This window comes from Mycolicibacterium sp. MU0053, assembly GCF_963378095.1.
Classification (GTDB): domain Bacteria; phylum Actinomycetota; class Actinomycetes; order Mycobacteriales; family Mycobacteriaceae; genus Mycobacterium; species Mycobacterium burgundiense.
In genome coordinates, this window is record NZ_OY726397.1 from 3,560,297 (window position 1) to 3,582,166 (window position 21,870).

Here is a 21,870-nt window from a genome sequence, read left to right on the forward strand (position 1 = left end):
ATGGGCTGTCGACGCGGGGCCGTAAGCTCAGGCTAGACCCGGCATCCAGTGCCGACAATCCCAATCGACACAATCTCCTTCGATTTTCATTGTTATCGCGTCCACAATCGGGGCAGCATGGAGTGGTGCACGAGCTCTCACTGTGCGAGGCCATCGCCGGCGTTGTGCGGCCACACGCCGAGGGCAGGCACGTCGATGTGGTGCGCGTCCGAATCGGTGCACTGCGCCAGGTGGTCCCGGAATCGCTGGAGTTCTGCTGGTCGCTGATCCGCGACCACGAACGGATGCCTGATGCCGAACTCGAACTCGAGTTCGTCCCCGCCGAAGTGGTGTGCCGGTCATGCCAAGCGCGCTCGCGGATCTCCTCGCGATGGTCGGTGCTGTGCCCACGGTGTGACAGTGCCGACGTCGAGGTCGTCCGCGGCAACGAATTCATGGTGACGTCACTGGACGTGACCTGACAGCAGACCGGACAACAAGGAGGTCGTCACATGGGCCGTTTCCACCGCCATGCGGATGGCACCGTGCACAGCCACGACCACGACCACGGCGATCACAGCGGCTACGCGACCGGCGCACAGCGCATCGACGTGCTGGAGTCGATCTTCGCCGAGAACGACAGTCGCGCCGACATCAACCGGGCCATCTTCGAGAGCAACGGGATCCGGGTGCTGAACCTGATGAGCTCCCCGGGTTCGGGCAAGACGACGGTGCTCGCCGCCACTCTCGACGCGTTGGCCGACCAGATCGCCGTCGGGATCATCGAGGGTGACATCGCCACCGATCTGGACGCCGCCAAGCTCGGCGGTCGCGGCGCACAGATCTCATTGCTCAACACCGACAACGGTTTTGGCGGCGAATGCCACCTGGACGCCCCGATGGTCAACCGGGCGCTGCAGGGTCTGGACCTACCCGGGCTGGACCTGGTCGTCGTCGAGAACGTCGGCAACCTGGTCTGCCCGGCGGAGTTCGATGTCGGCGAGCACGCCAAGGCCATGGTCTATTCCGTCACCGAGGGTGAAGACAAACCACTGAAGTATCCGGTGATGTTCCGGTCGGTGGATGTCGTCCTCCTGAACAAGATCGACCTGGTGCCCCATCTGGATGCCGATGTCGACCGCTATATCGCCCATGTGCGCACGGTCAATCCCGACGTCACGATCTTCCCGGTGAGTGCACGGACGGGCGCAGGCATGGCTGCGTGGTTCGACTGGCTGCGACGCTTCGTCGAGCGCGACCCAGCCTAGGACAGTTCCCGGCGGTCGGGAGGCCTTGCTTACGGTACTGACCTGCCCGTTGACATCGCCGACTGCGCGGAGTAAACCCGAGATAACGCCGCGCAAGTGGGCCGACGTCGACTCCGGCGGCGCAGGGGTTCGGGTTGGTGCCGAACCCGCCCCGGAAAGCTGCACCATGCCAACGGAAGCAGCAGTCAAAGCGGAACAAACGCTGATCCATGTGCTGTGGATCAACGCAGGTCTGAGTTGTGACGGCGATTCGGTGGCGTTGACTGCCGCCACCCAGCCGACCATCGAGGAGATCGCACTCGGAGCGCTGCCCGGTCTCCCCCAGGTGGCCGTGCACTGGCCCCTGATCGATTTCGAGTGCGGGCCCGCCGGCGGTGCCGATGACTTCCTCGAATGGTTCTTCAAAGCCGATCGCGGCGAACTCGAACCGTTTGTCCTCGTCGTCGAGGGCTCGATTCCCAATGAACAACTCCACCAGGAAGGCTACTGGTGCGGGTTCGGCAACGACCCCGCCACCGGTCAGCCGATAACCACCAGCGAATGGCTGGACAGGTTGGCGCCCAAGGCCACCGCAATCGTCGCGGCGGGCACCTGTGCCACCTACGGCGGCATCCACGCGATGGCCGGCAACCCGACCGGAGCCATGGGCGTCCCCGACTACCTCGGTTGGGACTGGAAGAGCAAGGCCGGCATCCCGATCGTGTGCGTACCCGGCTGCCCCACCCACCCGGACAATCTCTCGGAGACACTGACCTACCTGCTGTACATGGCCACCGGTCAGGCGCCCATGATCCCGCTCGACGACGCCCTTCGACCACAGTGGCTGTTCGGCTTCACCGTGCACGAGGGCTGCGATCGGGCGGGGTATTACGAACAAGGAAACTTCGCCACCGAATACGGCTCGCCCAAGTGCATCGTCAAGCTGGGCTGCTGGGGTCCGGTCGTGAAATGCAATGTGCCCAAACGTGGTTGGATCAACGGTGTCGGCGGTTGTCCGAACGTGGGCGGCATCTGCATCGGCTGCACCATGCCGGGTTTCCCGGACAAGTTCATGCCGTTCATGGACGAACCCCCCGGCGGCAAGCTGTCCACCGCCGCCTCCGGGGTCTACGGGTCGGTGGTGCGCGGCCTGCGTCAGCTCACCGAGCGCAGCGTGGACAAGGAGCCCAAGTGGCGCCACCGTGGTGCCGAACTGACCACGGGCGCCCGCCGCACCTGGTAACAGCCAAGACTTTCCACCGACCCAGAAGGTACTCCGATGACAACGATCATCCCCGAGCCGTCGCAGGTGAAGAAGGAGCCGGGCCAACTCGTCGAGATGGCGTGGGACCCGATCACCAGGATCGTCGGCAGCCTCGGCATCTACACCAAGATCGACTTCGAGAACCGCGAGGTCGTCGAGTGCCACAGCACCTCGTCGATCTTCCGGGGCTACTCGATCTTCATGAAGGGCAAGGACCCCCGCGACGCGCACTTCATCACCAGCCGCATCTGCGGCATCTGCGGCGACAACCATGCCACGTGCTCGTGCTACACGCAGAACATGGCCTACGGCGTCCAGCCGCCGCATCTGGGCGAGTGGCTGATCAACCTGGGCGAGGCCGCCGAGTACATGTTCGACCACAACATCTTTCAGGAGAACCTGGTCGGGGTCGACTACTGCGAGAAGATGGTCTCCGAGACCAACCCGAGTGTGCTGGCGAAGGCCGAGAACACCGCGGCACCGCACGCCGATGCGCACGGGTACCGGACCATCGCCGACATCATGCGGGCGCTCAACCCGTTCTCCGGCGAGTTCTACCGCGAGGCGCTGCACGTCAGCCGCTACACCCGGGAGATGTTCTGCCTGATGGAGGGCCGCCACGTCCATCCATCGACGCTGTATCCGGGCGGCATCGGAACCACGGCCACCATCCAGTTGATGACCGATTACATGACTCGGCTGATGCGCTACGTCGAGTTCATGAAGCGCGTGGTGCCGATGCACGACGACCTCTTCGACTTCTTCTACGAGGCGATCCCCGGCTACGACCAGGTCGGCCTGCGTCGCACCCTGCTCGGCTGTTGGGGCAGCTTCCAGGATCCGGAGGTGTGCAACTTCGCCTACAAGGACATGGAGAAGTGGGGCAACGCGATGTTCGTCACCCCGGGGGTGGTCATCGACGGAAAACTGCTCACCCATTCGTTGGTCGACATCAATCTGGGCATCCGGATCCTTTTGGGCAGTTCGTATTACGACGACTGGACCGACCAGGAGATGTTCGTCAAGACCGATCCGCTGGGCAACCCGGTGGACCGTCGGCATCCGTGGAACCAGCACACCAACCCGCGGCCGCAGAAGCGGGACATGGAAGACAAGTACAGCTGGGTGATGTCGCCGCGCTGGTTCGACGGCACGGACCATCTCGCGCTGGACACCGGCGGTGGCCCATTGGCCCGGCTGTGGGCGACGGCGCTGGCCGGCCTGGTCGACATCGGCTACGTGCAGGCGACCGGCCACAGCGTGAAGATCAATTTGCCCAAGACCGCACTGAAGGGGCCCGTCGAGCTGGAGTGGAAGATCCCCCAGCACGGCAGCAACACCATCGAGCGCAACCGGGCCCGCACCTACTTCCAGGCCTACGCCGCGGCGGCTGCCCTGCATTTCGCCGAGAAGGCGCTGGTGGAGATCCGCGCGGGCCGAACCAAGACCTGGGAGAAGTTCGAAGTTCCCGACGAGGGCATCGGCTGTGGCTTCACCGAGGCGGTGCGCGGCGTGCTGAGCCACCACATGGTGATCCGGGACGGCAAGATCGCCAACTACCACCCCTATCCGCCCACACCGTGGAACGCCAACCCGCGGGACAGCTACGGCACGGCCGGCCCCTACGAGGACGCAGTCCAGGGCACCCCCATCTTCGAGGAGAATGACCGGGAGAATTTCAAGGGCATCGACATCATGCGCACGGTGCGCAGCTTCGATCCGTGCCTACCCTGCGGCGTGCACATGTACCTCGGGGAGGGCAAGACGCTGCAGCGGTTGCACTCGCCGACGCAGACGGCCACCGGGGACTGACCCATGGCCGGTCGCGCGAGTTCCCCGGGAGATGACAGTCAGTGGCGCGCGGCGGGCGACCGCATCCAGGCCCTGCTCGACGCCGCCGGCGCCGGCCCTGGCGGACCCCGCGCGCGCGAACGTGCCGAGCAACTGGTCGGCGAGGTGGTCGATCTCTACGGCGAAGCGCTGCAACGGATCGCGGCGCTGACCGCGGCGGCAGATCTGGACAGGCTGGCCGGCGACGACCTGGTCGCGAGCCTGCTATTGGTGCACGGGCTGCACCCGCATGAGCTGCGCCGCCGGGTGTCCGACGCCTTGGACCGGGTCCGCCCGTACCTCGGATCGCACGGCGGGGACGTGCACCTGCTTGAGGTCACCAGCGGGCCCGAAGGCGCGACCGTGCGACTACGCTTCGCGGGCAGCTGCAAGACCTGTCCGTCCTCGGCGGTCACCCTGGAGTTGGCCGTCGAGGATGCGATCCGGGCCGCCGCGCCCGAGGTCACCGCGGTCGAAGCGGTTGCCGCGGCCGAAGTTGCGGCCGCGCCCGCCGCCCCGGTGATCCCCGCCGATTCCCTGCTCGACCGGGTCCGCGCGCACCCGTCGAGGACCGCCTGGCACCGCGTTCCCGACATCGCCGAGCTGGCTCCGGGCGAGGTCGGTGGCTTCGACGTCGACGGGACCGCCGTCCTGGCCTGCCGGATCGGCGACAACCTCTACGCCTACCGCGACCGCTGCCCGTCGTGTGACGACTCGTTGGCCGGGGCGGTCTTGCACCGCATTCTGGGGTCGCCCGATCCGGCGCTGCGGTGTCCCCGCTGCCGCCGCCACTACGACGTCGTGCATGCCGGTGCCGGCCTCGACGGCGAGGCGCTGCGGCTCGAACCGCTGCCGCTGCTGGTTCGGGACGGCGTGCTGGCGCTGGCCGTCGACACCGAACCCACCGAGGTCCCGGCATGACCAGCCCTTACGACGTGCTCTCGCGCATTACTTCCCGACGCCCGGACCCGGTGGCCGGCCAGCGCTGCGAAATGTGCGGCGAAGCCATCGTCGAGCAGCATCAGCATGTCGTCAACGTCGCCGGCCGCCAGCTGATGTGCGTGTGCCGCGGGTGTTATCTACTGTTCACCGACAGCACCGCCGACTTGCGCTACCGGGCGGTGCCAGATCGCTACTTGACGTTCCCGGACTTCGTGGTGGACCGCCGAGCATGGGACGCCCTGCAGATCCCGGTCGGAGTTGCCTTCTTCTTCCGCAACTCGGCTCTGGGACGGATCGTCGCGTTCTATCCCGGTCCGGCCGGGGCGACCGAATCCGAACTGGACCTCGGTCAATGGGATGCGGTCACCGCCGCGGACAGCCGCACCACCCTGCTCGCCGACGACGTCGAAGCACTGCTGATCCGGATGCCCGAAACCGGGGCGCCACAGTGCCTTCTGGTCCCGATCGACGCCTGCTACGAGTTTGTCGGAGGACTGCGATCGTTGTGGCGTGGCTTTGACGGCGGCGGTGATGTCCGCGTTTTCATCGATGGATTCTTCACCGCCCTCGGGGCCCGAGCCAAGGAGCAGCGATGAGCCTTCCGGCCCGGGACGATCTCATCTTCTCGGTGCTCGGGGTGACTCCCGAACCGTTCGCGGTCACCCCGGTACTCACCGCGAAGATCGGCGTGTCAACCGGTGCCGAGAACTCCGGAGACCCCGTGCACGCGATCGCATTGCGGTGCCAGGTGCGCATCGAACCGGTGCGGCGCGGCTACTCCGACGACGAGGCCGCCCGACTGCTGGATCTCTTCGGTCCCCGCGAGCGCTGGGCCCACACCCAGCACACTTTCCTGTGGCAGCACGCGGTGGCGATGGTGCCCGGCTTCGTCGGGACCACAACGGCGGACCTGCCGCTGGCGTGCACCTATGACTTCGAGGTGTCCGCGGCGAAGTATCTGCACGCGCTGCGCGACGGGGCGGTGCCGCTGCAGTTCTTGTTCAGCGGGACCGTTTTCCGTAAGGGGGCCAACGGCTTCTGGGTGCAGCAGGTGCCCTGGGACTGCGAGGACCGCCACGATCTGCCGGTATCGCAGTGGCGAGACCTGATCGAGGCGCATTACCCCGGCAAGGGCTGGGTCCGGTTGGACCATGACACGATCGCCGCCCTGGCTGCCTACAAGGCGCGGCGCGGTCTGCTGGATCTCGACGCCGCCGTGGCCAGCCTGCTACCGGTCGAGGAGCAGGTCCCGTGACCGCCGAGCACACCGGGATGGACCAGGCTCGCGCCGTTGCCGACGCGGTGTTGTACGAGGGCTACCTGCTGTATCCCTATCGCGCCACGTCGAGCAAGAATCAGGCGCGCTGGCAATTCGGGGTGCTCGGCCCGCCCGGTGCCGAACCGTCCGGACTGGGCGAAGACCCGTCGATCTCGGCGCAGTTGCTCGTGCACCACGGCACCGGATTGCGGTTCGTGGTCCGGTTCCTGCATCTGCAGCACCGCCGCGCCGAACGCACCGTGGACACCGGCGGATACGAACATGTGGACACCCTCACCACACCCACCGGTTCCTGGCTGACCTGGGACGAGGCGATCGCGACCGAATTATCGTACGGGCCATGGTATTTCACCGATGAGCAATGCTCATTTCCGGTGTCGGCGCCCTCGACCGTCGATATCGAGGAGTTGGCCGGCGGCCGGTTGGTGCGGGAGCGGCACGGCGTGCACGGCCTGCTGGAGGTCGCCCCGGAAACCGTGGCAGCCGAGGAAACGCTGCACCGGGTGACCGTGACCGTTCGCAACACCGGTGCCGCAGCGGTCGACCGTCGTGACGCGATAGCCCGGTCGATGATCGGCACGCACGTGCTTGTCGAGGCTGTCTCGGGTGGCTTCGTGTCGCTGCTCGAACCCCCCGACAACGCACTCTCGGCGGCGCGCGGGTGCGAGCACCACCGCTGCTTTCCGGTGCTGGCGGGGCCCGCGGGTTGCGATGAGCTGGCGCTGATCTCGCCGATCATTCTCTACGACCACCCCGAGATCGCCGAGGCCAGTCGGGGTGACCTCTTCGACGCGACGGAGATCGACGAGATCTTGACGCTGCGGGTGATGACGATGACCGACGACGAGAAGGCCCAGGCCCGAGCCACCGATCCGCGGGCGGCCCGCATCATCGATCAGTGCGACGGCATGTCTGTCGAGGCGATGATGGACCTGCACGGGGTGTTGCGCGATCCACACGCCGACCCCGACGCCGGCCGCGTCGGCCTGATCCCGGCGATACCCGAGGGTGTCGACTGGTGGGACCCGCTGGCTGACAACGCTGTTGCGCCCGACGTGGACGGCGTGCTGATCAACGGAGTGCGGGTGGCCCGCGGCAGCAGAGTCAGGCTGCGGCCGCGGCGCCGCGCCGATGCCCAGGACATGTTCGTCGCCGGCAAGGCGGCCCGGGTCACCTCGGTGCACGAAGACGTCGAGGGCGGTAAGCACGTCGGCGTGGTCGTCGAGGACCATCCGGACGCCGCGCTGCCCGAGAGCTACGGCCGCTACCTGTACTTCTCCCCCGATGAAATCGAACCCTTGCCCGGAATCAGTCCATAACGCGCAGAAAGGAGTCCCTCATGGAAGTAGTCGGCTGGATCGCAACGGGTGTCGTCGTTGCGGTGCTGGTGGCCGGTCTGGCGGTCGGGGTGGGATCGATTCCCGACATCCGCCGTTACCTGAAGATGCGGCAGATGTAAGCGGTGGCGGCGCGAATCCTCGTTGCCGGAATCGGCAACATCTTCCTCGGCGACGACGGCTTCGGACCCGAGGTCATTCGTCACGTCGGCATCGATGACCCCGACGTGCGCGTCGTCGACTATGGCGTTCGCGGTATGCACCTGGCCTACGACCTGCTCGACGGGTGCGACATCCTGGTGCTCATCGACGCGCTTCCGGACCGCGGCGCCCCGGGACAGGTGCAGATTTTCGAGGTCGACCACGAAGCACCGGAGACCACACCGGCTCTGGATGCGCACGGCATGGACCCGGCCGCGGTCTTCGCGAGCCTGCACGCCCTGGGTGGGACTCCCCCGCGCACGGTCGTGATCGGCTGTCAGGTCGAGACCGTCGCCGACGGCATCGGGTTCTCCGATCCGGTTCGGCGTGCGGTTCCCGCTGCGACACAGGCAGTTGCCTACACCGTGACGATGCTGCGCGGGCACCACGGTGCGCTCTCGGGGAGCGCGGACTGATGTGCCTGGGAATTCCCGGCCGGGTGCTGCAGTTGCTGGACGGCTACTCCGGTCAGCTGGCACTCGTCGATGTCGCCGGTGAGCCGCGCAAGGTCAACATCGGCATGCTGGCCGACGAAGCACCGGCCCCGGACGACTGGGTGATCATCCACATGGGCTTCGCGCTGGAGAAGACCGACGAGGCCGGTGCGGCCGCAGCGATGGCCGGACTGGAGCTGATGGGACGCGGCGACGCCGGCCCCTGAACACCCCATCAACCGGCGACGGTCCGGCGCGCAATGACCGTCAGATACTCCCATTCCATCCCCGATGGCCCCGCCAGCGCGGCGTCGCCGAGTTCGGCCAGTGCGGCATCCAACGCGGCAACGCGGTCGGGATCCTCGGCGATCCCCCGGTAGGCGACGATCGTCGGACCGTAGTTGGCCTTGAAATAGTCACGGAAGGCCGCACCGTCGGCGAACCGGTCCACCGCCAGGGTCCGTCGCTCCGCGGTCAGCTCATCGACGTTGCCGTCGAGCAACGCCACCACGTGTCCCTCGCTGCCCCACAGCGGCGGCGGCGAGACGCCGGGCGGCGGCGCCGGCACGAAGGGCCGCATGGTCGCGAACATCTGACCGATGAATCCCTCCGGGGTCCAGCTGAGCAGCGCGATGGTACCGCCGGGCCGGCACACCCGGGTGAGCTCGGCGGCCGCCTGCTGGTGATGAGGCGCGAACATCACGCCGATGCAGGACATCACGGTGTCGAACTCAGCATCGGCGAACGGCAACGCTTCGGCGTTGGCCGCCCGCCAGGTCAGGTCCAATCCCTGCGCGGCGGCCCGCTGCTTTCCGCACTCCAACAGCTGCGGTACCAGGTCGCTGGCCGTGACGTCGGCCCCGGTGGCCGCGGCCGCGATCGCCGCGTTGCCGGTGCCGGCCGCCACGTCGAGCACCCGCATACCAGGACCGATACCGGCCGCATTGACCAGTTCCTGACCCAACGGCGCCACCACCTCGGTCGCGATCGCCGGATAGTCCCCCAGGCCCCACAGGGTGCGGTGCTTGGCTTCCAGTTCGCGGTCGAAGACCGCGGATCTCGGTGTGTTCATATCGCCCCCCTCGCCGCACCGCGGTGTCGGCTACTTGCGGATTGCACAGCCCGCCGCGACATTGCCGCAATGCGACTCAGATCTGCATTTGTCGCAACGGCATCGGCAGCCGTCATTGGAGAACGGCCTCGGTCCTTCGCGATCGCGGTCTCGACGTGTCATGACCAACCCCCTTGTGTGGCTGACCTCGAGACTAGTTGTAATGGCCAGGGAGGTTGTGAACGGCGTGGTGCGCGGAAGTAGGTGAGGACCTCCGGTATCGGTGTGGTTACCACACACACGCCGATCACCAGGAGGTCCTCGTGTCCCACGCTAATGCTTCGCTGACCCCGAAGGGGCGATTGAAACTCGCCAAGCTGATTGTCGATGAGGGTTGGTCGATCCGACGTGCTGCTGAGCGGTTCCAGTGCTCACCGGCCACAGCGAAGAAGTGGGCCGATCGCTACCGGGTCGGTGGCGCGGAGGCGATGTTCGACCGACCCAGCCGTCCGCGCCACAGCCCCAACCGGCTGCCGGCACGTCGGGAGCGTCGGATCGTCAAGCTGCGCTTCACCCGCCGCTGGGGGCCCGATCGGATCGCCGCACACCTGCACGTGCCGCGATCAACGGTGCAGGCGGTGCTCAAGCGCTACAAGATGCCCCTGTTGAGGCACCTGGATCAGGCCACCGGCCTGCCGGTACGCCGCCCGAAGCCCAACCGCTACGAGCACGCGGCGCCGGGCGATCTGGTGCACGTGGACATCAAAAAGCTCGGCCGTATCCCCGATGGTGGTGGGCACCGCAAGCTCGGCCGGCAAGCGGGGCGCAAAACCCGCAGCGGGATGGGCTACGCCTACCTGCACCACGCGGTCGACGACCACAGCCGACTGGCCTACTCCGAAGAACTCGACGACGAACGCAAGGAGACCGCCGCAGCGTTCTGGCGCAACGCCAACGCCTTCTTCGTAGACCATGGCATCATCGTTCGGCGCGTCCTCACTGACAACGGATCATGTTACCGCTCAAAGTGTTTCGCCGAAGCACTAGGCGATGTGATCACGCACAAGCGAACCCGACCGTATCGGCCGCAGACCAACGGCAAGGTGGAACGCTTCAACCGCACCCTGGCCGCCGAATGGGCCTACGCCCAGACCTACCGGTCCAACGACGCCCGCGCGCAGACCTACCAAGATTGGCTGCATCACTACAATCACCACCGACCCCACACCGGTATCGGAGGAAAGACCCCCATCGAGCGCCTACGCGTTCACAACCTGCCTGGTCATTACAACTAGTCCTCGAAGCCGGCTTACCTGCGGGAATTCACCGGTTCTTCCAGACGGAGCGGCCGAACCGCCACAGGTAGCGCGGGGTTCCGGTCAGCGCGGGCCGGGTGGGCCAGTCGTCGGCGCGGAAGTAGGCATCCGATCCCCCGTCGACGAAGATCACGCTGCCGCAGAGAAATTCCGCCGCATCCGAGAGCATGAACAGCATCCAGTCGGCGAGTTGCTCCGGCGCCCCGAAGCCGCCGACGGGCACCGGGAAGGCCCGGATCGTCTTGGCTTCCTTGGGGGTGGCGAGTTGCTTCTCCAGCAGTGGCGTCAGGATCGCACCGGGCGCCAAGGCGTTGAGCCGGATGCCCGCGCGCGCCCACTGCGGCGTCACGGCCTGGCGACGCACCCACCGCGAGACCGCGATCTTGGACGCCCCGTAGGCCATCGACGGCGCATTCGTCCCGAACAGCCGCATCGCGCCCACCGCACGGTCGGCGTCGCCGGCCAACAAGGCGCGCACCGCGCGACGCGGCACCAGCGGGATCGTGGTGGTCGAGTTGCTGGACACCACCACGACTTTGGCGCTGCGCTCACCGCTGCCGCCACGCGCCAGCGCCGGTCGCCAGGCCTGCAGCAGGTCGACGACGCCGAAGTAGTTGACCTCGAAGATGATTCGGGACCGGCCCGCGCCCGGGGTCGGTCCGACGCCGGCGGCCAGCACGGCCCCGTCCAGGCGTCCGTCGGCGGCGGCGAGCACCTCGGCCGCCGCCGCCGCCCGTCCCGCCGAAGTGGACAGGTCGGCCGTCACCTCCGCCTCGGCGAGGTCCACGCCGATCACCGTGTGCCCGGCGGCGCGCAACTTCAGCGTCGCCTGCCGCCCCATTCCCGACGCTGAGCCGGTCACCGCGTAGGTACCCATTCATTCCTCCCGTTGTTCATGTGGCGCGGCGGCGCCGGCCAGTCCCGCCGTCAGCAGGGTGTGGGCGTGTGGATCGCCGTTGAGCAGTCGGCTGGTGCGGGCCGTGATCTGCCAGCGTCCGTCGATGCGTTGCAGTACGAAGTGATTGGCCGCGGCGCGCCAGACCCGGTAGCCGGCGGCGCGTTCCGCGTCGTCGGACTCGCGCACCACCACCAGCGACTCACACACGGCCACCGCGGCGTCGCCGGTCACGGTGACGACGGCGGGGCCGAGGAAATGACTGCAGCCACCGGCGACCAGCTTCTGGTGCGCATTCGAGCTGACCATGTCGTGCACCGCGGTCCGGCCCCGCATCTGCCAGTTCTCCACGTCGTAGGTGCCGTCGCCGGCCCACAGTTGCGCGGTGCGGTCGGCGTCGCCGGCGTCGACCGACGGACCGTAGGAGGCAATGAGTTTGGCGATGTCGTGTTCATCCTCCAGGCGCTGCAACCTGGCCAGGACGGTGTCGTACGTGTCGTCAGCCGGCATCGGCGACCTCCCGTAGGGTGGCGAGTTGTTCGCAGTAGTGCTCGGCGTTGCGGGCGGTGATGACGCAGGTGACCGCGGTGGCGCCGGCGGCCCGCAATGTCGCCAGCCGCCTGCGGGTGCGGTCCGCGTCGCCGGCGGGATCGAGTGCCGTCCCGGTCGACAGCAGCACCTCGAAGCCCGGCGGCAGTTCCACCGCATCGAGCATCGTCCGCACCTCCGCCGGCGCCAAGCCGAACGGCATCCAGCCATCGGCCAGGCCCACCGCGCGGTTCAGCGACGCGGTCGAACGCCCGCCGACCCAGATCGGCACCTGCGACTGCACCGCGCAGGGCTGCAGCAGCATGCCCGAATAGTCGTAGAACTCGCCGTGGTACTCCGGCTCGGTGGTCGACAGCGACGCCCGCAGCGCTCGGATCGCGTCGTCGGCGCGCGCGGCGCGCAGTGGCCACGCGGCGCCGAGCAGGTCGAATTCCGGTGTCAGCGAGCCGATTCCGACGCCGAGGACCAGCCGTCCGCCGCTGATCTGGTCCAGGGTGCCGTAACGTTTGGCGATCTCGAGCGGATGGTGATAGCCGAGCACCAGCACCGAGGTGGCCAACCGGATTCGGCGGGTGTGCGCGGCCAGGAAACCGAACGTCGCCAACGGATCCCAGTACACCGCGCCGCGGGTGGCGGCATCGGCGGTCGGCACCGCGACGTGTTCGGAGCAGGTCAGATACTCATAGCCCAGTTCATCGGCGGCCGCCGCGATCTGGGCCAGCTCGTCGGCGCCCGCGCCGGCCTCCCAGGGGGCGGCGACCCCCGGAATCTGGATGACGACCGGCGTCGACAACCCCAGTCGCATGCTCAGCGCGCCCGCGCCGTCAGCGCCTGGATGATGCGGTGCGACTCGAGCACGACCCGCGCGCGATCCGGGGCGCTGTTGGCCGCGGCTCGCGCCGCGTTTCCGCCCGCGACGTACACCGGTCCGTCGGCCAGGTGCGCGAGGCCCTCGGCGGCCACCTCGGCCGGGTCGTTGACGATCAGGCCCGGGACGTCGAAGTCCAGCCCGGCGCGCTCCATCGCCGGCGTCCGGGTCACCCCGAGCACGAGTTCGAGGACGTCGACGCCCCGCTCACGCAGTTCCAGCCACAGGCTCTCGGCGAACATCCGCGAGAAGGCCTTGGCGCCGGCGTAGACGGTGTGCCGGGCGGTGCCCATGTAGCCCGACAGCGAGCCCACCAGCAGGATGCCGCCCCGTCCGCGGCCGACCATGGCGCGGCCGTAGTGCTGTACCAGTTCGAGCATCCGGGTGACGTTGAGGTCGGTCACCTTCTGGAATTCGGTCAGGTCGGCATCCAGGAACGGTTCGTTGCAGGTGCTGGCGCCGGCGTTGTAGATCAGCAGGCCCACCTCGAGATCCGCGGTCGACGCGGTGATCCGCGCCACCGCCTCGGGGTCGAGCAGGTCCAACGACAGCGCGCGGACCTCCACGCCGAGGTCGCGGCAGCGCGCCGCGGTCTCCTCGAGCGGGCCCGGCTTGCGTGCGATCAGCACCAGGTTGACGCCGTCCCGGGCGAGTTGTCGCGCGAACTCGGCGCCCACGCCCTCCGAGCCGCCGGCTATCACCGCCCACGGCCCGTACTTGTCCCGGTCGGTCATCGCGTCCTCCTCAGTTACCCGGCATCCGGGGCTCAACGCACGACCACGGAGCTCGGCTCTCGGGGCGCACCCAGCAGCGCACGATGCGACGGGGGGCGACGGCCAGCTTCGTCGGTGATGCCGTAGCGCTCGGCCAGCTCGGCCCCGATGAAGGTCTGTCCGCTCAGCTCGTTCAACGCCGGATCTCGGTAGAGCGCATCGATCAGATGCCCGGTGAACTCCGGGGTTTCGGCGTGCTCGGCGGTCTTGGCCAGCGCCTCGGCATCACCGGCGAAGGCCGCGCGCAGCTTCTCGGTGAGCAGGATGCCCATCCAGATCGACGCCGTACTCACCGCGGTGCCGCGGAAGTCGACCGCCATGTCCGCTGCCAGCTTGTCGATTCCGGCCTTCTGCGCGCCGTAGGCGGGCCCGTGCATGTAGCACACCGCACCCGGCGACGACGTGAACGCGATCAGCCCCCGGTCCTGGCGCAGCAGCAGCGGCGCGGCATGCCAGGCCGCGACATACGCCGAGCGCAGTCCGACGTCCAGCACGTCGGCCAGCCCGAGGGGCTTCTCCCAGAACGGCTTTGGGCTTACCAGTTCATCGGCGATCGACGCGGCGTTGTTCACCAGCAGGTCCAGTCGACCGGCCTCGGCGCGCACCCGTTCGAACAGTGCGGCCACCGCCGCGTCGTCGCGGTGATCCACCGCGACCGCGACGCCGCCGGGCGGGGCCGTCGCGATGGTCCGGCCGGTGCCGTAGACGCGCCACCCGCGGCCGGCCAGTGCCGCGGCGATCCCGCGTCCGGCGCCTCGACTGGCCCCCGTCACCACCGCGACCCGCGTTGCCTCGCTCATCGCGTCAGCGTCCGGTATCGGCCGCGAACGACGCGTAAATGGCCTCGACCGGTGACCGCCATCGGATCTCGAGTTCGCGCCGGGTTTGACTGTCGTCCATGGGGATCGCGGCGGTGATCAATTGGGCGGCTTCGTGACTGAACCCGCTGCCCAGCGGAACGACGGACGCCGCGAGGTCGGAGAGCTGTCCGAGGCGACGGAACATCGCCGCGGTCATCGGGATTCGCCGGACCTTGCGACCCGAGCCCTGCTCGACCGCGGCAATCATCTCATCGAAGCTGAGCATCTCACCTCCGCACAGGTAACGCTTGGGGCCGCGGCCGGGGCGCATCGCGCGCTCGTGCACCAACGCCACATCCCGGACGTCGATCATCTGCATGCCCGCGGCCCCGACCTTGGGCGCGATGCGGTAGCGCACAATGGTTCCCCAGCCCTGCTCGGTGATGCCGGCGGCGGTGTCCAGGGCGGGGCCGACCACGCTGGACGGATACGTCACCACCACCGGCGCCCCGTCGTTTTGCAGCTCGCGCGCCAGCCGGTCGGCGTACGACTTGGTTCGCGCGTACGCCGATTTGCCTTGCGCGGTCGGCGAATCCGGGGTGATCACCGGACCAGGGGGCGGAAACAGCGCGCTGTAACTGGACACCAGCACAATCGGATCGAGGTTCAACTCGACGCCGCGCCGCATGATCCGCTCGCTGGCGTAGGCGTTGATGTCCCACATCAACGCCTCGCGACTGTCGTCGGTGCCCACCACCCCGGCGCCGTGCAGCACGGCTTCGCAGCCCTCGAGCAGTTCGTCGACGACGTCGGCGGTCCGCAGGTCACCGTGGACCACGTCCACCGGCCCGGCCCCGCGCAGTCGCTCCAGCAGTGTGTCGTTGGACCAGTGCGGCTCCACCAGAAGCTTCACGCTGTGCCCGGCCGTCAGCAGTTCGGCCACCATGTGAGCGCCGACGTAGCCGGTACCGCCCGTTACCGCGATATGCATCGCGGTCAGATTACCCTGCGCAGGTCCACGGTTTACCGACTACACCCACCAGGACGACAACGCCTCCTGATGCCGCCGTGAGCGGTGTTGGGCCATGCTGTCGTCCCCGTCGCGGATGGCCGCCACGATGCGGCCGTGAGCGCGGTACATCTCGAGGGCGTCGCCGGGGCCGGGCATGGGTTGCATGGTCGGGGTCCAATGCCGGCCGAACAGCTCGATGATGATCCGCAGGAAGATGTTCAGCACCCGGTTGCCGGCCAGTTCGGCCAGTTCGGTGTGGAAGGCCAACTCGGCCCACCCGGCCGCGCGGGGATCCTCGGGCGCCGCACCGTCGGGCGGTCCGTCGTGTCGACCCGCCAGGAAGGCGACCACGTCCGGATCGGTACGGCGGGCGACGACGGCGGCGACGTTGTCGACCTCGATGGCCTCGCGCACCAGGTTCAGGTCCATCCGGGTGGGCCGGCGGTAGTCGAGGTAGAGCGCAATGGTGTCGACGGCCGCCTCCGGTTGCGGCTCGGTGATGATCAACCCCCCACCCGGACCGCGTCGCATGCGAGCCACGGTGTGGTAATCGAGTAGCCGAACCGCCTCGCGCAGAGTCGATCTCGACACTCCATACCGCTGCAGCAGGTCGGCTTCACCACCGAAGACGGTCCCGGTCCGCCAGCCCTCGGTCGCGATGTCCTCATGGATCGCGGCGGCCAGCACCTCGGCCCGCTTGCCCCGTACCGCGGCCGGTGCGCCACCGCGCCCCGGGCCGGGCCGATGGTGGCGCTGCAGCCATCCCGTCACGGTCTGCACGTGATCCTCGGTCAACGTCGCGGCACGGCCGGCGTCACCGGCGGTGATGGCCGCCACGATCGCCCCGTGGTCGGCCGCCAGGCGCCGCAACCCGTCCGGCGTCGGCGGGCGCGCCCCCCGGGCATAGCGCGCGGTCAGCCGCGTCAGCACCTCCACGAACAACGTCAACACCGGATTGCCCGCCAGCTCGGCCCACTCGATGTGCAGTTCGCCGTGGCCCGGCTGGCCATCGGTGGCCGCGAGAGCGCCTCGCAGGGCGTCGATCTCGGCTTCATCGACGCGTTCGGCGGCCAGCCCGGCAGCCAGCGGCTCCAGTAACAGCCGGGCCTCGAGCAATTCCGAGATCGTGGTGCCGGCGTACTCCAGGTAGATGACCATCGCCCGGGTCGCCGGGGCCGCATCCGGCGGGGTGACAATCAGGCCGCCGTTCGGACCGCGTCGCATCCGCGCCACCTGATGGTGTTCGACCAGCCGTACCGCCTCGCGCAGCACCGCCCGGCTGACGCCGTACCGTTGTTGCAGCACTGGTTCCGAGCCCAGCGATTCGCCGACGGGCCAACCGCGCCGAATGATGTCGGCCTCGATCAGTCGGGCAATGTGCGAGGCCCGGTGGCCTGCGGGGGGACCCGGGTCCAGCACCTATTTGATCAGCGGATCGCGCGGCATCCCCAGGATCCGTTCGGCGATCTGATTCCGGGTGACCTCGGAGGTGCCGCCGGCGATCGCCATCCCGCGGGCACCCATCGCCAGTTGCGCCACCAGGGCGGTCGGACCGTCCATCAGCACCAGTTCGGAACCGCTGAGCGCACCGGCGATGCCCGCGTACTCGCCCATGTGTTCGGCAAGCTTGAGTTTGGTGATGTTGCCCTCGGGTCCGGGGCCGGCGCCCTCGATGCTGCGCACCGCCCGGCGCAGGTTCAGCAGCCGGATCGCGTGGTCGTCGGCCAGGTAGTTACCGGCCCGAATCTTCGCGCCGGTCACGCGATCTCCGAATTCGTTCACCATCGGAATCACGGTCTCGGGCTTGATGCCGCCGACCCCGGCGCCGCTGCCGATGCTGACGCGCTCATTACCCAACGTCGCGCGTGCCACGGTCCACCCGGTGTTGGGCTCGCCCACCACGTCCTCGTCGGGAACGAAGACGTCGTTGAAGAACACCTCGTTGAATTCCGAACCGCCGGTGATCATCCGCAGCGGTCGCACCTCGACCCCGGGCGCCTTCATATCGACGATCACGGTGGTGATGCCCGCGTGCTTGGGCACATCGGGATCGGTGCGGACGGTGGCCAGACCGCGCCGACAGTAGTGCGCGCCGCTGGTCCACACCTTCTGCCCGTTGATCTTCCAGCCGCCGTCGACGCGCACCGCCCGGGTCTTGACCGCGGCCGCATCCGAGCCCGCGTCCGGCTCGGAGAACAGCTGGCACCAGATCTCTTCCCGGCGCAGCGCCTTCTCGACGAATCGTTCGATCTGCGAAGGGGTTCCGTGCTGGACCAGAGTCAGGATGACCCAGCCGGTGATGCCGTAGTCCGGGGCCTTGACGCCGGCCGCGCGGAACTCCTCGTCGATCACCAACTGCTCGACGGCGTCGGCGGCGCGTCCCCACGGCTTGGGCCAGTGCGGCATCACATAGCCGGTGGCGATCAGGCGGTCCAACCGGTCAACCTCGTCCAGCTTGGCGATCTCCGCCGCGTCGGCCCGGACGCTCACCCGCAGTTCCTCGGCCTCCGGCGGCAGGTCCAGGCTGTTGTTGCGCCGCACGCCCGCTGCGGTCAGATCGAAGACATCGGCGGCCGCCGCCTCGTCACCGAGCGCGGCGCGCAGCACCATCGCGCGCCGCAGATGCAGGTGCGCGTCGTGTTCCCAGGTGAATCCGATACCGCCGTGCACCTGGATGTTCAGTTCCGCGTTGCGCAGGTAGGCGGGGAACGCCGAGGCGGCCGCGCCGGCCGCCATCAGTGCGAACTCCTGATCCGAATCGCCCTGTGCGCGGGCGGCATCCCACACCAGCGCCAGCGCCGATTCGGCCGCCACCACCATGTTCGCGCAGTGGTGCTTGACCGCCTGGAAGGTCGCGATGGTGCGGCCGAACTGCTGGCGCACCTTGGCGTACTCCACCGCCGCGTCCAGGCAGTCACCCGCGCCCCCGACCGCCTCGGCGGCGAACAGCGCACGGGCGTGAGCCAGCGCCGACGAACGAGCACCGGTGATGATGTCGTCGTCGCGCACGGCCACGTCGTCGAGTTGCACCCGTCCGGACCGGCGGGTCGGGTCGAGATTGTCCGGCACCTGCACCGACACCCCGGCCCGGTCGCGCTCGACGATCAGCAGATCATCGCCGGCGGCCAGCACTAACAGATCGGCGAGGGCGGCGCCGAGAACCACCCCGGCCTTGCCCTTGGCACGGCCGTTCTCGATGACGACGTCGCCGGCCAATCCGACTGCGGCGGTGACCGACCCGTCGATCAGTCCGGGCAGCAGCCGGGTCTTCTGTGCGTCGCTGCCGGTGCGCTCGATCACGGCCGAGGCCACCACGGTGGGGACGAAGGGGCCCGGGGCGACCGCGCGGCCGAGTTCCTCGAGGACCACCACCAACTCGGGCAGGCCGAAGCCGGACCCGCCGTACTCCTCGCCGATGTGCAGGCCCAGCCAGCCGAGACCGGCCAACTCGGACCAGAACGCCGGACGCGTCTCCTCCGGTGCGTCCAGCAGTTCCCGGGCCGCGGCACGGGCTTTCTGAGCGGTGAGGAACCCGCGGGCAACCCCGGCGAGCTCACGATGGTCGTCGGTCAACGCGATGCCCACGGGTTCTCCTCGTCCTAGCGTTTAGAGTGCACTCTATTGCAGAGCAGCCTACTTGGGCGCGAACCGCTGGCCCGCATCGAGGCGCAGGCACTGCCCGTTGAGCATCGGGTTCTCGACGATCGCGGTGACGAGCTTGCCGTACTCCTCCGGGCGGCCCAGCCGCTTCGGGAACGCGGCGTCCTTGGTCAGCGCGGTCGCGAACTCGTCCGGGATGCCCTTGGTCAGACCGGTCGCGAACAGGCTCGGCGCGATCGCGAGCACCCGCACGCCCACCGACCCGAGGTCGCGGGCCATGGTCAGACACATCCCCGCGATGCCGGCCTTGGCCGCGGTGTAGGCCACCTGGCCGATCTGTCCCTCGAAGGCCGCGATCGAAGCGGTGTTGATGATGACGCCGCGTTCCTCGTCCTCAGGCTCGTTGTTGGCCATGTGCTGGGCCGCCAGCCGGCTGATGTTGAAGGTCGCGACCAGGTTCAGATCGATGGTCTTGCGGAACGAGTCCAGGCTGTGCACGCCGGCCTTGCCCAGCGTGCGCTCCCCGATTCCACCGCCGGCCGTCGTGACGATCACGTGCAGACCACCGAGGTCGGCGACCGCCGCCGCGAGCGTCTCCTCGGTGCCCTCGAAGTCGGTGACATCGACGGCGTAGAACTTGCCACCCAACGCCTCGGCGACATCCTTGCCGTCGGAACCCTCACGGTCCAGGATCGCCACGTCGGCGCCCTTGGCCTTGAGCAATTCCGCCGACGCCCGTCCCATGCCCGATGCTCCACCGACGACGATGGCCTTCTTGCCGCTGATCTCCATGCAATGCCTCCCTAAAGCCTAAAGCCTGATTTCGTTACAAAGTTAACGCCTCGTGTCACGGTACGGCACCCCGGGGGCGATAAATGAGTGTCCGGATCTCGAGTCTTCCCCGGTGCCGGTGGATTGTGCGACGGTGAATCCATGCGGTTGACCGATGTCGCGACCACCTCGGCGCAGGTCGGCGCGTCCGCGTCCCGGTCGGCGAAGATCACTCAACTCGCCGCGCTGCTGTCCGCCGCCGCCGTCGAGGCCGACCCCTCCGACCGCTCCCGGCAGGTCGCCACAGTCGTGTCGTGGCTCTTGGGAGAGCTGCCACAACGCCAGATCGGGGTCGGCTGGGCGGCGCTGCGGTCCCCGCCGGCCCCCGCGACGGCGCCGACCCACACCGTGTCGGGCGTCGATGCCGCCTTGACCGAGATCGGCCGGGTGGCCGGCAAGGGATCGACGGCGCGGCGCGCGGCTTTGGTCGCCGCCCTGTTCGGCGAGGCCACCGCGGACGAGCAGCAGTTTCTTCGTCGCCTGCTGTCCGGCGAGCTGCGGCAGGGCGCGTTGGGCGGAGTGATGGCCGATGCGGTCGCCAAGGCCGCCGGCCTGCCACCGGTGGCCATCCGGCGCGCGGCCATGCTGGCCGGAAACCTGCCCGCAGTCGCCGCGGCAGCGCTGACCGGCGGCGCGGCGGCGGTGGCCGAGTTCTCGTTGCAGGTCGGCCGGCCGGTGTCACCCATGCTCGCGCAGACCGCCGCCGATGTCACCGACGCCCTCGAACGCCACGGCGGGACAGCGATTTTCGAGGCCAAGCTGGACGGCGCGCGGGTTCAGATCCACCGCCACGACGACACCGTGAGCGTGTACACCCGCAGCCTCGACGACGTCACCGCGCGGCTGCCCGAGGTGGTCGCCGCGACGCTGGCGCTACCGGTACGCACCCTGATCGCCGACGGCGAGGCGATTGCACTGCGCCCCGGCGGCCGGCCGCACCGCTTCCAGGTGACCGCCTCGCGGTTCGGTCGCCGCGGCGATGCGTCGGTCGCCGCTGCCGCACAACACCTCTCGGTGTTCTTCTTCGACCTGCTGCATGTCGACGGCACCGATCTGATCGACGAGCCGACCACGCAGCGGCTGGCCGCACTGGACGCGCTGGTGCCCGACCGGCTGCGGGTCGACCGCCTGCACACCTCGGACCCCGACGCGGCCGCACAGTTCCTGGCGGCCACCCTGGCCGCGGGCCACGAGGGCGTACTGGCCAAGTCCGCATCCGCGCCCTACGAGGCGGGCCGGCGCGGCTCGGGCTGGTTGAAGATCAAGCCGGTGCACACCCTGGATCTGGTGGTCCTCGCCGTGGAATGGGGGTCGGGCCGGCGCACCGGCAAGCTGTCCAACATTCACCTCGGGGCACGCAGTCCCGACGGCGACGGTTTCGTCATGCTGGGCAAGACCTTCAAGGGCATGACCGATGCGATGTTGGAGTGGCAGACGGCCCGGTTCCTCGAGCTAGCCGCCGGCCCCACCGACGGTTACGTGGTGCGGCTACGCCCCGAGCAGGTGGTGGAGATCGCGTTCGACGGTGTGCAGAAGTCGTCCCGCTACCCCGCCGGGATGGCGCTGCGGTTCGCCCGGGTGCTGCGTTATCGCGACGACAAGTCGCCCGCCGAGGCCGACACCGTCGACACGGTCCGGGCGATCTTCGACAGCTGAGGCGCC

Annotated in this window: 23 protein-coding genes; 13 read left to right on the forward strand and 10 right to left on the reverse strand. The window is 68.6% G+C overall.

From position 1 onward, the window contains the following. Positions 1–125 precede the first annotated feature (125 nt). From RCP80_RS16745 to RCP80_RS16790, 11 genes are all read left to right on the forward strand, one after another. Entirely contained in the window at positions 126–461 is a 336-nt protein-coding gene (locus RCP80_RS16745) for a hydrogenase maturation nickel metallochaperone HypA (RefSeq protein WP_308478740.1), read from the forward strand. A gap of 30 nt (positions 462–491) precedes the next feature. Next, a complete protein-coding gene (hypB, locus tag RCP80_RS16750; protein WP_308478741.1) occupies positions 492–1,247 on the forward strand; it encodes a hydrogenase nickel incorporation protein HypB in 756 nt (251 codons plus the stop codon). Between the two features lie 166 nt (positions 1,248–1,413). Then, positions 1,414–2,469, forward strand: a complete 1,056-nt coding sequence (locus RCP80_RS16755) for an NADH-quinone oxidoreductase subunit B family protein (protein ID WP_308478742.1) — start codon at positions 1,414–1,416, stop codon at positions 2,467–2,469. A gap of 36 nt (positions 2,470–2,505) precedes the next feature. Further along, positions 2,506–4,302 carry a nickel-dependent hydrogenase large subunit gene (locus tag RCP80_RS16760; RefSeq protein ID WP_308478743.1) on the forward strand — a complete coding sequence of 599 codons (1,797 nt, stop codon included), beginning with the start codon at positions 2,506–2,508 and terminating at the stop codon, positions 4,300–4,302. A gap of 3 nt (positions 4,303–4,305) precedes the next feature. Further along, on the forward strand, positions 4,306–5,241 hold the full coding sequence (locus tag RCP80_RS16765) for a NifU family protein (RefSeq protein WP_308478744.1): 936 nt from the start codon (positions 4,306–4,308) through the stop codon (positions 5,239–5,241). Continuing rightward, positions 5,238–5,858 carry a DUF5947 family protein gene (locus RCP80_RS16770; protein ID WP_308478745.1) on the forward strand — a complete coding sequence of 207 codons (621 nt, stop codon included), beginning with the start codon at positions 5,238–5,240 and terminating at the stop codon, positions 5,856–5,858. Before RCP80_RS16765 ends, RCP80_RS16770 begins: the two co-directional genes overlap by 4 nt. Next, a complete protein-coding gene (locus RCP80_RS16775) occupies positions 5,855–6,517 on the forward strand; it encodes a DUF6084 family protein (protein WP_308478746.1) in 663 nt (220 codons plus the stop codon). The genes RCP80_RS16770 and RCP80_RS16775 overlap by 4 nt, the downstream gene beginning before the upstream one ends. Positions 6,518–6,534: 17 nt before the next feature. Further along, on the forward strand, positions 6,535–7,860 hold the full coding sequence (locus RCP80_RS16780; protein WP_308482892.1) for a hypothetical protein: 1,326 nt from the start codon (positions 6,535–6,537) through the stop codon (positions 7,858–7,860). 20 nt (positions 7,861–7,880) lie between these two features. Next, positions 7,881–8,000 carry a DUF6893 family small protein gene (locus tag RCP80_RS26005; protein WP_373693367.1) on the forward strand — a complete coding sequence of 40 codons (120 nt, stop codon included), beginning with the start codon at positions 7,881–7,883 and terminating at the stop codon, positions 7,998–8,000. Between the two features lie 3 nt (positions 8,001–8,003). Then, complete coding sequence (locus tag RCP80_RS16785) at positions 8,004–8,495, forward strand: hydrogenase maturation protease (RefSeq protein WP_308478747.1); 492 nt, start codon at positions 8,004–8,006, stop codon at positions 8,493–8,495. Continuing rightward, the gene (locus tag RCP80_RS16790; RefSeq protein ID WP_308478748.1) at positions 8,495–8,740 is read left to right on the forward strand and encodes a HypC/HybG/HupF family hydrogenase formation chaperone; all 246 of its coding nucleotides are present in this window, start codon (positions 8,495–8,497) and stop codon (positions 8,738–8,740) included. The genes RCP80_RS16785 and RCP80_RS16790 overlap by 1 nt, the downstream gene beginning before the upstream one ends. 8 nt (positions 8,741–8,748) lie before the next feature. On the opposite strand, the gene RCP80_RS16795 is transcribed toward RCP80_RS16790, so the two are convergent. Further along, positions 8,749–9,585: a class I SAM-dependent methyltransferase gene (locus RCP80_RS16795; RefSeq protein WP_308478749.1), complete on the reverse strand. Its 837-nt coding sequence runs from the start codon at positions 9,583–9,585 to the stop codon at positions 8,749–8,751. A 302-nt stretch (positions 9,586–9,887) separates the two neighbouring features. Here RCP80_RS16795 and RCP80_RS16800 point away from each other — a divergent pair, with 302 nt between their 5' ends. Next, a complete protein-coding gene (locus tag RCP80_RS16800; RefSeq protein ID WP_308478750.1) occupies positions 9,888–10,859 on the forward strand; it encodes an IS481 family transposase in 972 nt (323 codons plus the stop codon). Between the two features lie 28 nt (positions 10,860–10,887). On the opposite strand, the gene RCP80_RS16805 is transcribed toward RCP80_RS16800, so the two are convergent. Genes RCP80_RS16805 through RCP80_RS16845 form a run of 9 tightly spaced genes read right to left on the reverse strand, consistent with a single transcriptional unit; the run spans position 10,888 to position 20,169 of the window. Next, positions 10,888–11,757 carry an SDR family oxidoreductase gene (locus RCP80_RS16805; RefSeq protein ID WP_308478751.1) on the reverse strand — a complete coding sequence of 290 codons (870 nt, stop codon included), beginning with the start codon at positions 11,755–11,757 and terminating at the stop codon, positions 10,888–10,890. Continuing rightward, positions 11,758–12,285, reverse strand: coding sequence for a nuclear transport factor 2 family protein (locus tag RCP80_RS16810; RefSeq protein ID WP_308478752.1), 528 nt, complete (start codon positions 12,283–12,285; stop codon positions 11,758–11,760). It abuts the gene before it with no gap. Next, positions 12,275–13,129: a TIGR03619 family F420-dependent LLM class oxidoreductase gene (locus RCP80_RS16815; protein WP_308478753.1), complete on the reverse strand. Its 855-nt coding sequence runs from the start codon at positions 13,127–13,129 to the stop codon at positions 12,275–12,277. Before RCP80_RS16815 ends, RCP80_RS16810 begins: the two co-directional genes overlap by 11 nt. 2 nt (positions 13,130–13,131) lie before the next feature. Continuing rightward, positions 13,132–13,926, reverse strand: a complete 795-nt coding sequence (locus RCP80_RS16820; protein ID WP_308478754.1) for an SDR family NAD(P)-dependent oxidoreductase — start codon at positions 13,924–13,926, stop codon at positions 13,132–13,134. 32 nt (positions 13,927–13,958) lie between these two features. Further along, complete coding sequence (locus RCP80_RS16825) at positions 13,959–14,765, reverse strand: SDR family NAD(P)-dependent oxidoreductase (protein WP_308478755.1); 807 nt, start codon at positions 14,763–14,765, stop codon at positions 13,959–13,961. 4 nt (positions 14,766–14,769) lie between these two features. Beyond that, the gene (locus RCP80_RS16830; RefSeq protein WP_308478756.1) at positions 14,770–15,756 is read right to left on the reverse strand and encodes an NAD-dependent epimerase/dehydratase family protein; all 987 of its coding nucleotides are present in this window, start codon (positions 15,754–15,756) and stop codon (positions 14,770–14,772) included. 39 nt (positions 15,757–15,795) lie between these two features. After that, positions 15,796–17,196 (reverse strand): FadR/GntR family transcriptional regulator, encoded by a 1,401-nt coding sequence (locus tag RCP80_RS16835; protein ID WP_308478757.1) that lies wholly within the window; start codon positions 17,194–17,196, stop codon positions 15,796–15,798. Further along, a complete protein-coding gene (locus RCP80_RS16840; RefSeq protein ID WP_308478758.1) occupies positions 17,197–19,362 on the reverse strand; it encodes an acyl-CoA dehydrogenase family protein in 2,166 nt (721 codons plus the stop codon). It lies immediately after the preceding gene. Between the two features lie 48 nt (positions 19,363–19,410). Continuing rightward, positions 19,411–20,169, reverse strand: a complete 759-nt coding sequence (locus tag RCP80_RS16845; RefSeq protein ID WP_308478759.1) for an SDR family NAD(P)-dependent oxidoreductase — start codon at positions 20,167–20,169, stop codon at positions 19,411–19,413. 141 nt (positions 20,170–20,310) lie between these two features. Here RCP80_RS16845 and RCP80_RS16850 point away from each other — a divergent pair, with 141 nt between their 5' ends. Beyond that, positions 20,311–21,864 (forward strand): ATP-dependent DNA ligase, encoded by a 1,554-nt coding sequence (locus tag RCP80_RS16850; RefSeq protein WP_308478760.1) that lies wholly within the window; start codon positions 20,311–20,313, stop codon positions 21,862–21,864. Positions 21,865–21,870 lie beyond the last annotated feature (6 nt).

Coding starts and splice junctions, on each gene's coding strand:
- hypB (WP_308478741.1), top strand. CDS start 492: ATGGGCCGTTTCCACCGCCATGCGGATGGCACCGTGCACAGCCACGAC.
- RCP80_RS16755 (WP_308478742.1), top strand. CDS start 1,414: ATGCCAACGGAAGCAGCAGTCAAAGCGGAACAAACGCTGATCCATGTG.
- RCP80_RS16760 (WP_308478743.1), top strand. CDS start 2,506: ATGACAACGATCATCCCCGAGCCGTCGCAGGTGAAGAAGGAGCCGGGC.
- RCP80_RS16765 (WP_308478744.1), top strand. CDS start 4,306: ATGGCCGGTCGCGCGAGTTCCCCGGGAGATGACAGTCAGTGGCGCGCG.
- RCP80_RS16770 (WP_308478745.1), top strand. CDS start 5,238: ATGACCAGCCCTTACGACGTGCTCTCGCGCATTACTTCCCGACGCCCG.
- RCP80_RS16775 (WP_308478746.1), top strand. CDS start 5,855: ATGAGCCTTCCGGCCCGGGACGATCTCATCTTCTCGGTGCTCGGGGTG.
- RCP80_RS16780 (WP_308482892.1), top strand. CDS start 6,535: ATGGACCAGGCTCGCGCCGTTGCCGACGCGGTGTTGTACGAGGGCTAC.
- RCP80_RS26005 (WP_373693367.1), top strand. CDS start 7,881: ATGGAAGTAGTCGGCTGGATCGCAACGGGTGTCGTCGTTGCGGTGCTG.
- RCP80_RS16790 (WP_308478748.1), top strand. CDS start 8,495: ATGTGCCTGGGAATTCCCGGCCGGGTGCTGCAGTTGCTGGACGGCTAC.
- RCP80_RS16795 (WP_308478749.1), bottom strand. CDS start 9,585: ATGAACACACCGAGATCCGCGGTCTTCGACCGCGAACTGGAAGCCAAG.
- RCP80_RS16805 (WP_308478751.1), bottom strand. CDS start 11,757: ATGGGTACCTACGCGGTGACCGGCTCAGCGTCGGGAATGGGGCGGCAG.
- RCP80_RS16810 (WP_308478752.1), bottom strand. CDS start 12,285: ATGCCGGCTGACGACACGTACGACACCGTCCTGGCCAGGTTGCAGCGC.
- RCP80_RS16815 (WP_308478753.1), bottom strand. CDS start 13,129: ATGCGACTGGGGTTGTCGACGCCGGTCGTCATCCAGATTCCGGGGGTC.
- RCP80_RS16820 (WP_308478754.1), bottom strand. CDS start 13,926: ATGACCGACCGGGACAAGTACGGGCCGTGGGCGGTGATAGCCGGCGGC.
- RCP80_RS16825 (WP_308478755.1), bottom strand. CDS start 14,765: ATGAGCGAGGCAACGCGGGTCGCGGTGGTGACGGGGGCCAGTCGAGGC.
- RCP80_RS16830 (WP_308478756.1), bottom strand. CDS start 15,756: ATGCATATCGCGGTAACGGGCGGTACCGGCTACGTCGGCGCTCACATG.
- RCP80_RS16845 (WP_308478759.1), bottom strand. CDS start 20,169: ATGGAGATCAGCGGCAAGAAGGCCATCGTCGTCGGTGGAGCATCGGGC.
- RCP80_RS16850 (WP_308478760.1), top strand. CDS start 20,311: ATGCGGTTGACCGATGTCGCGACCACCTCGGCGCAGGTCGGCGCGTCC.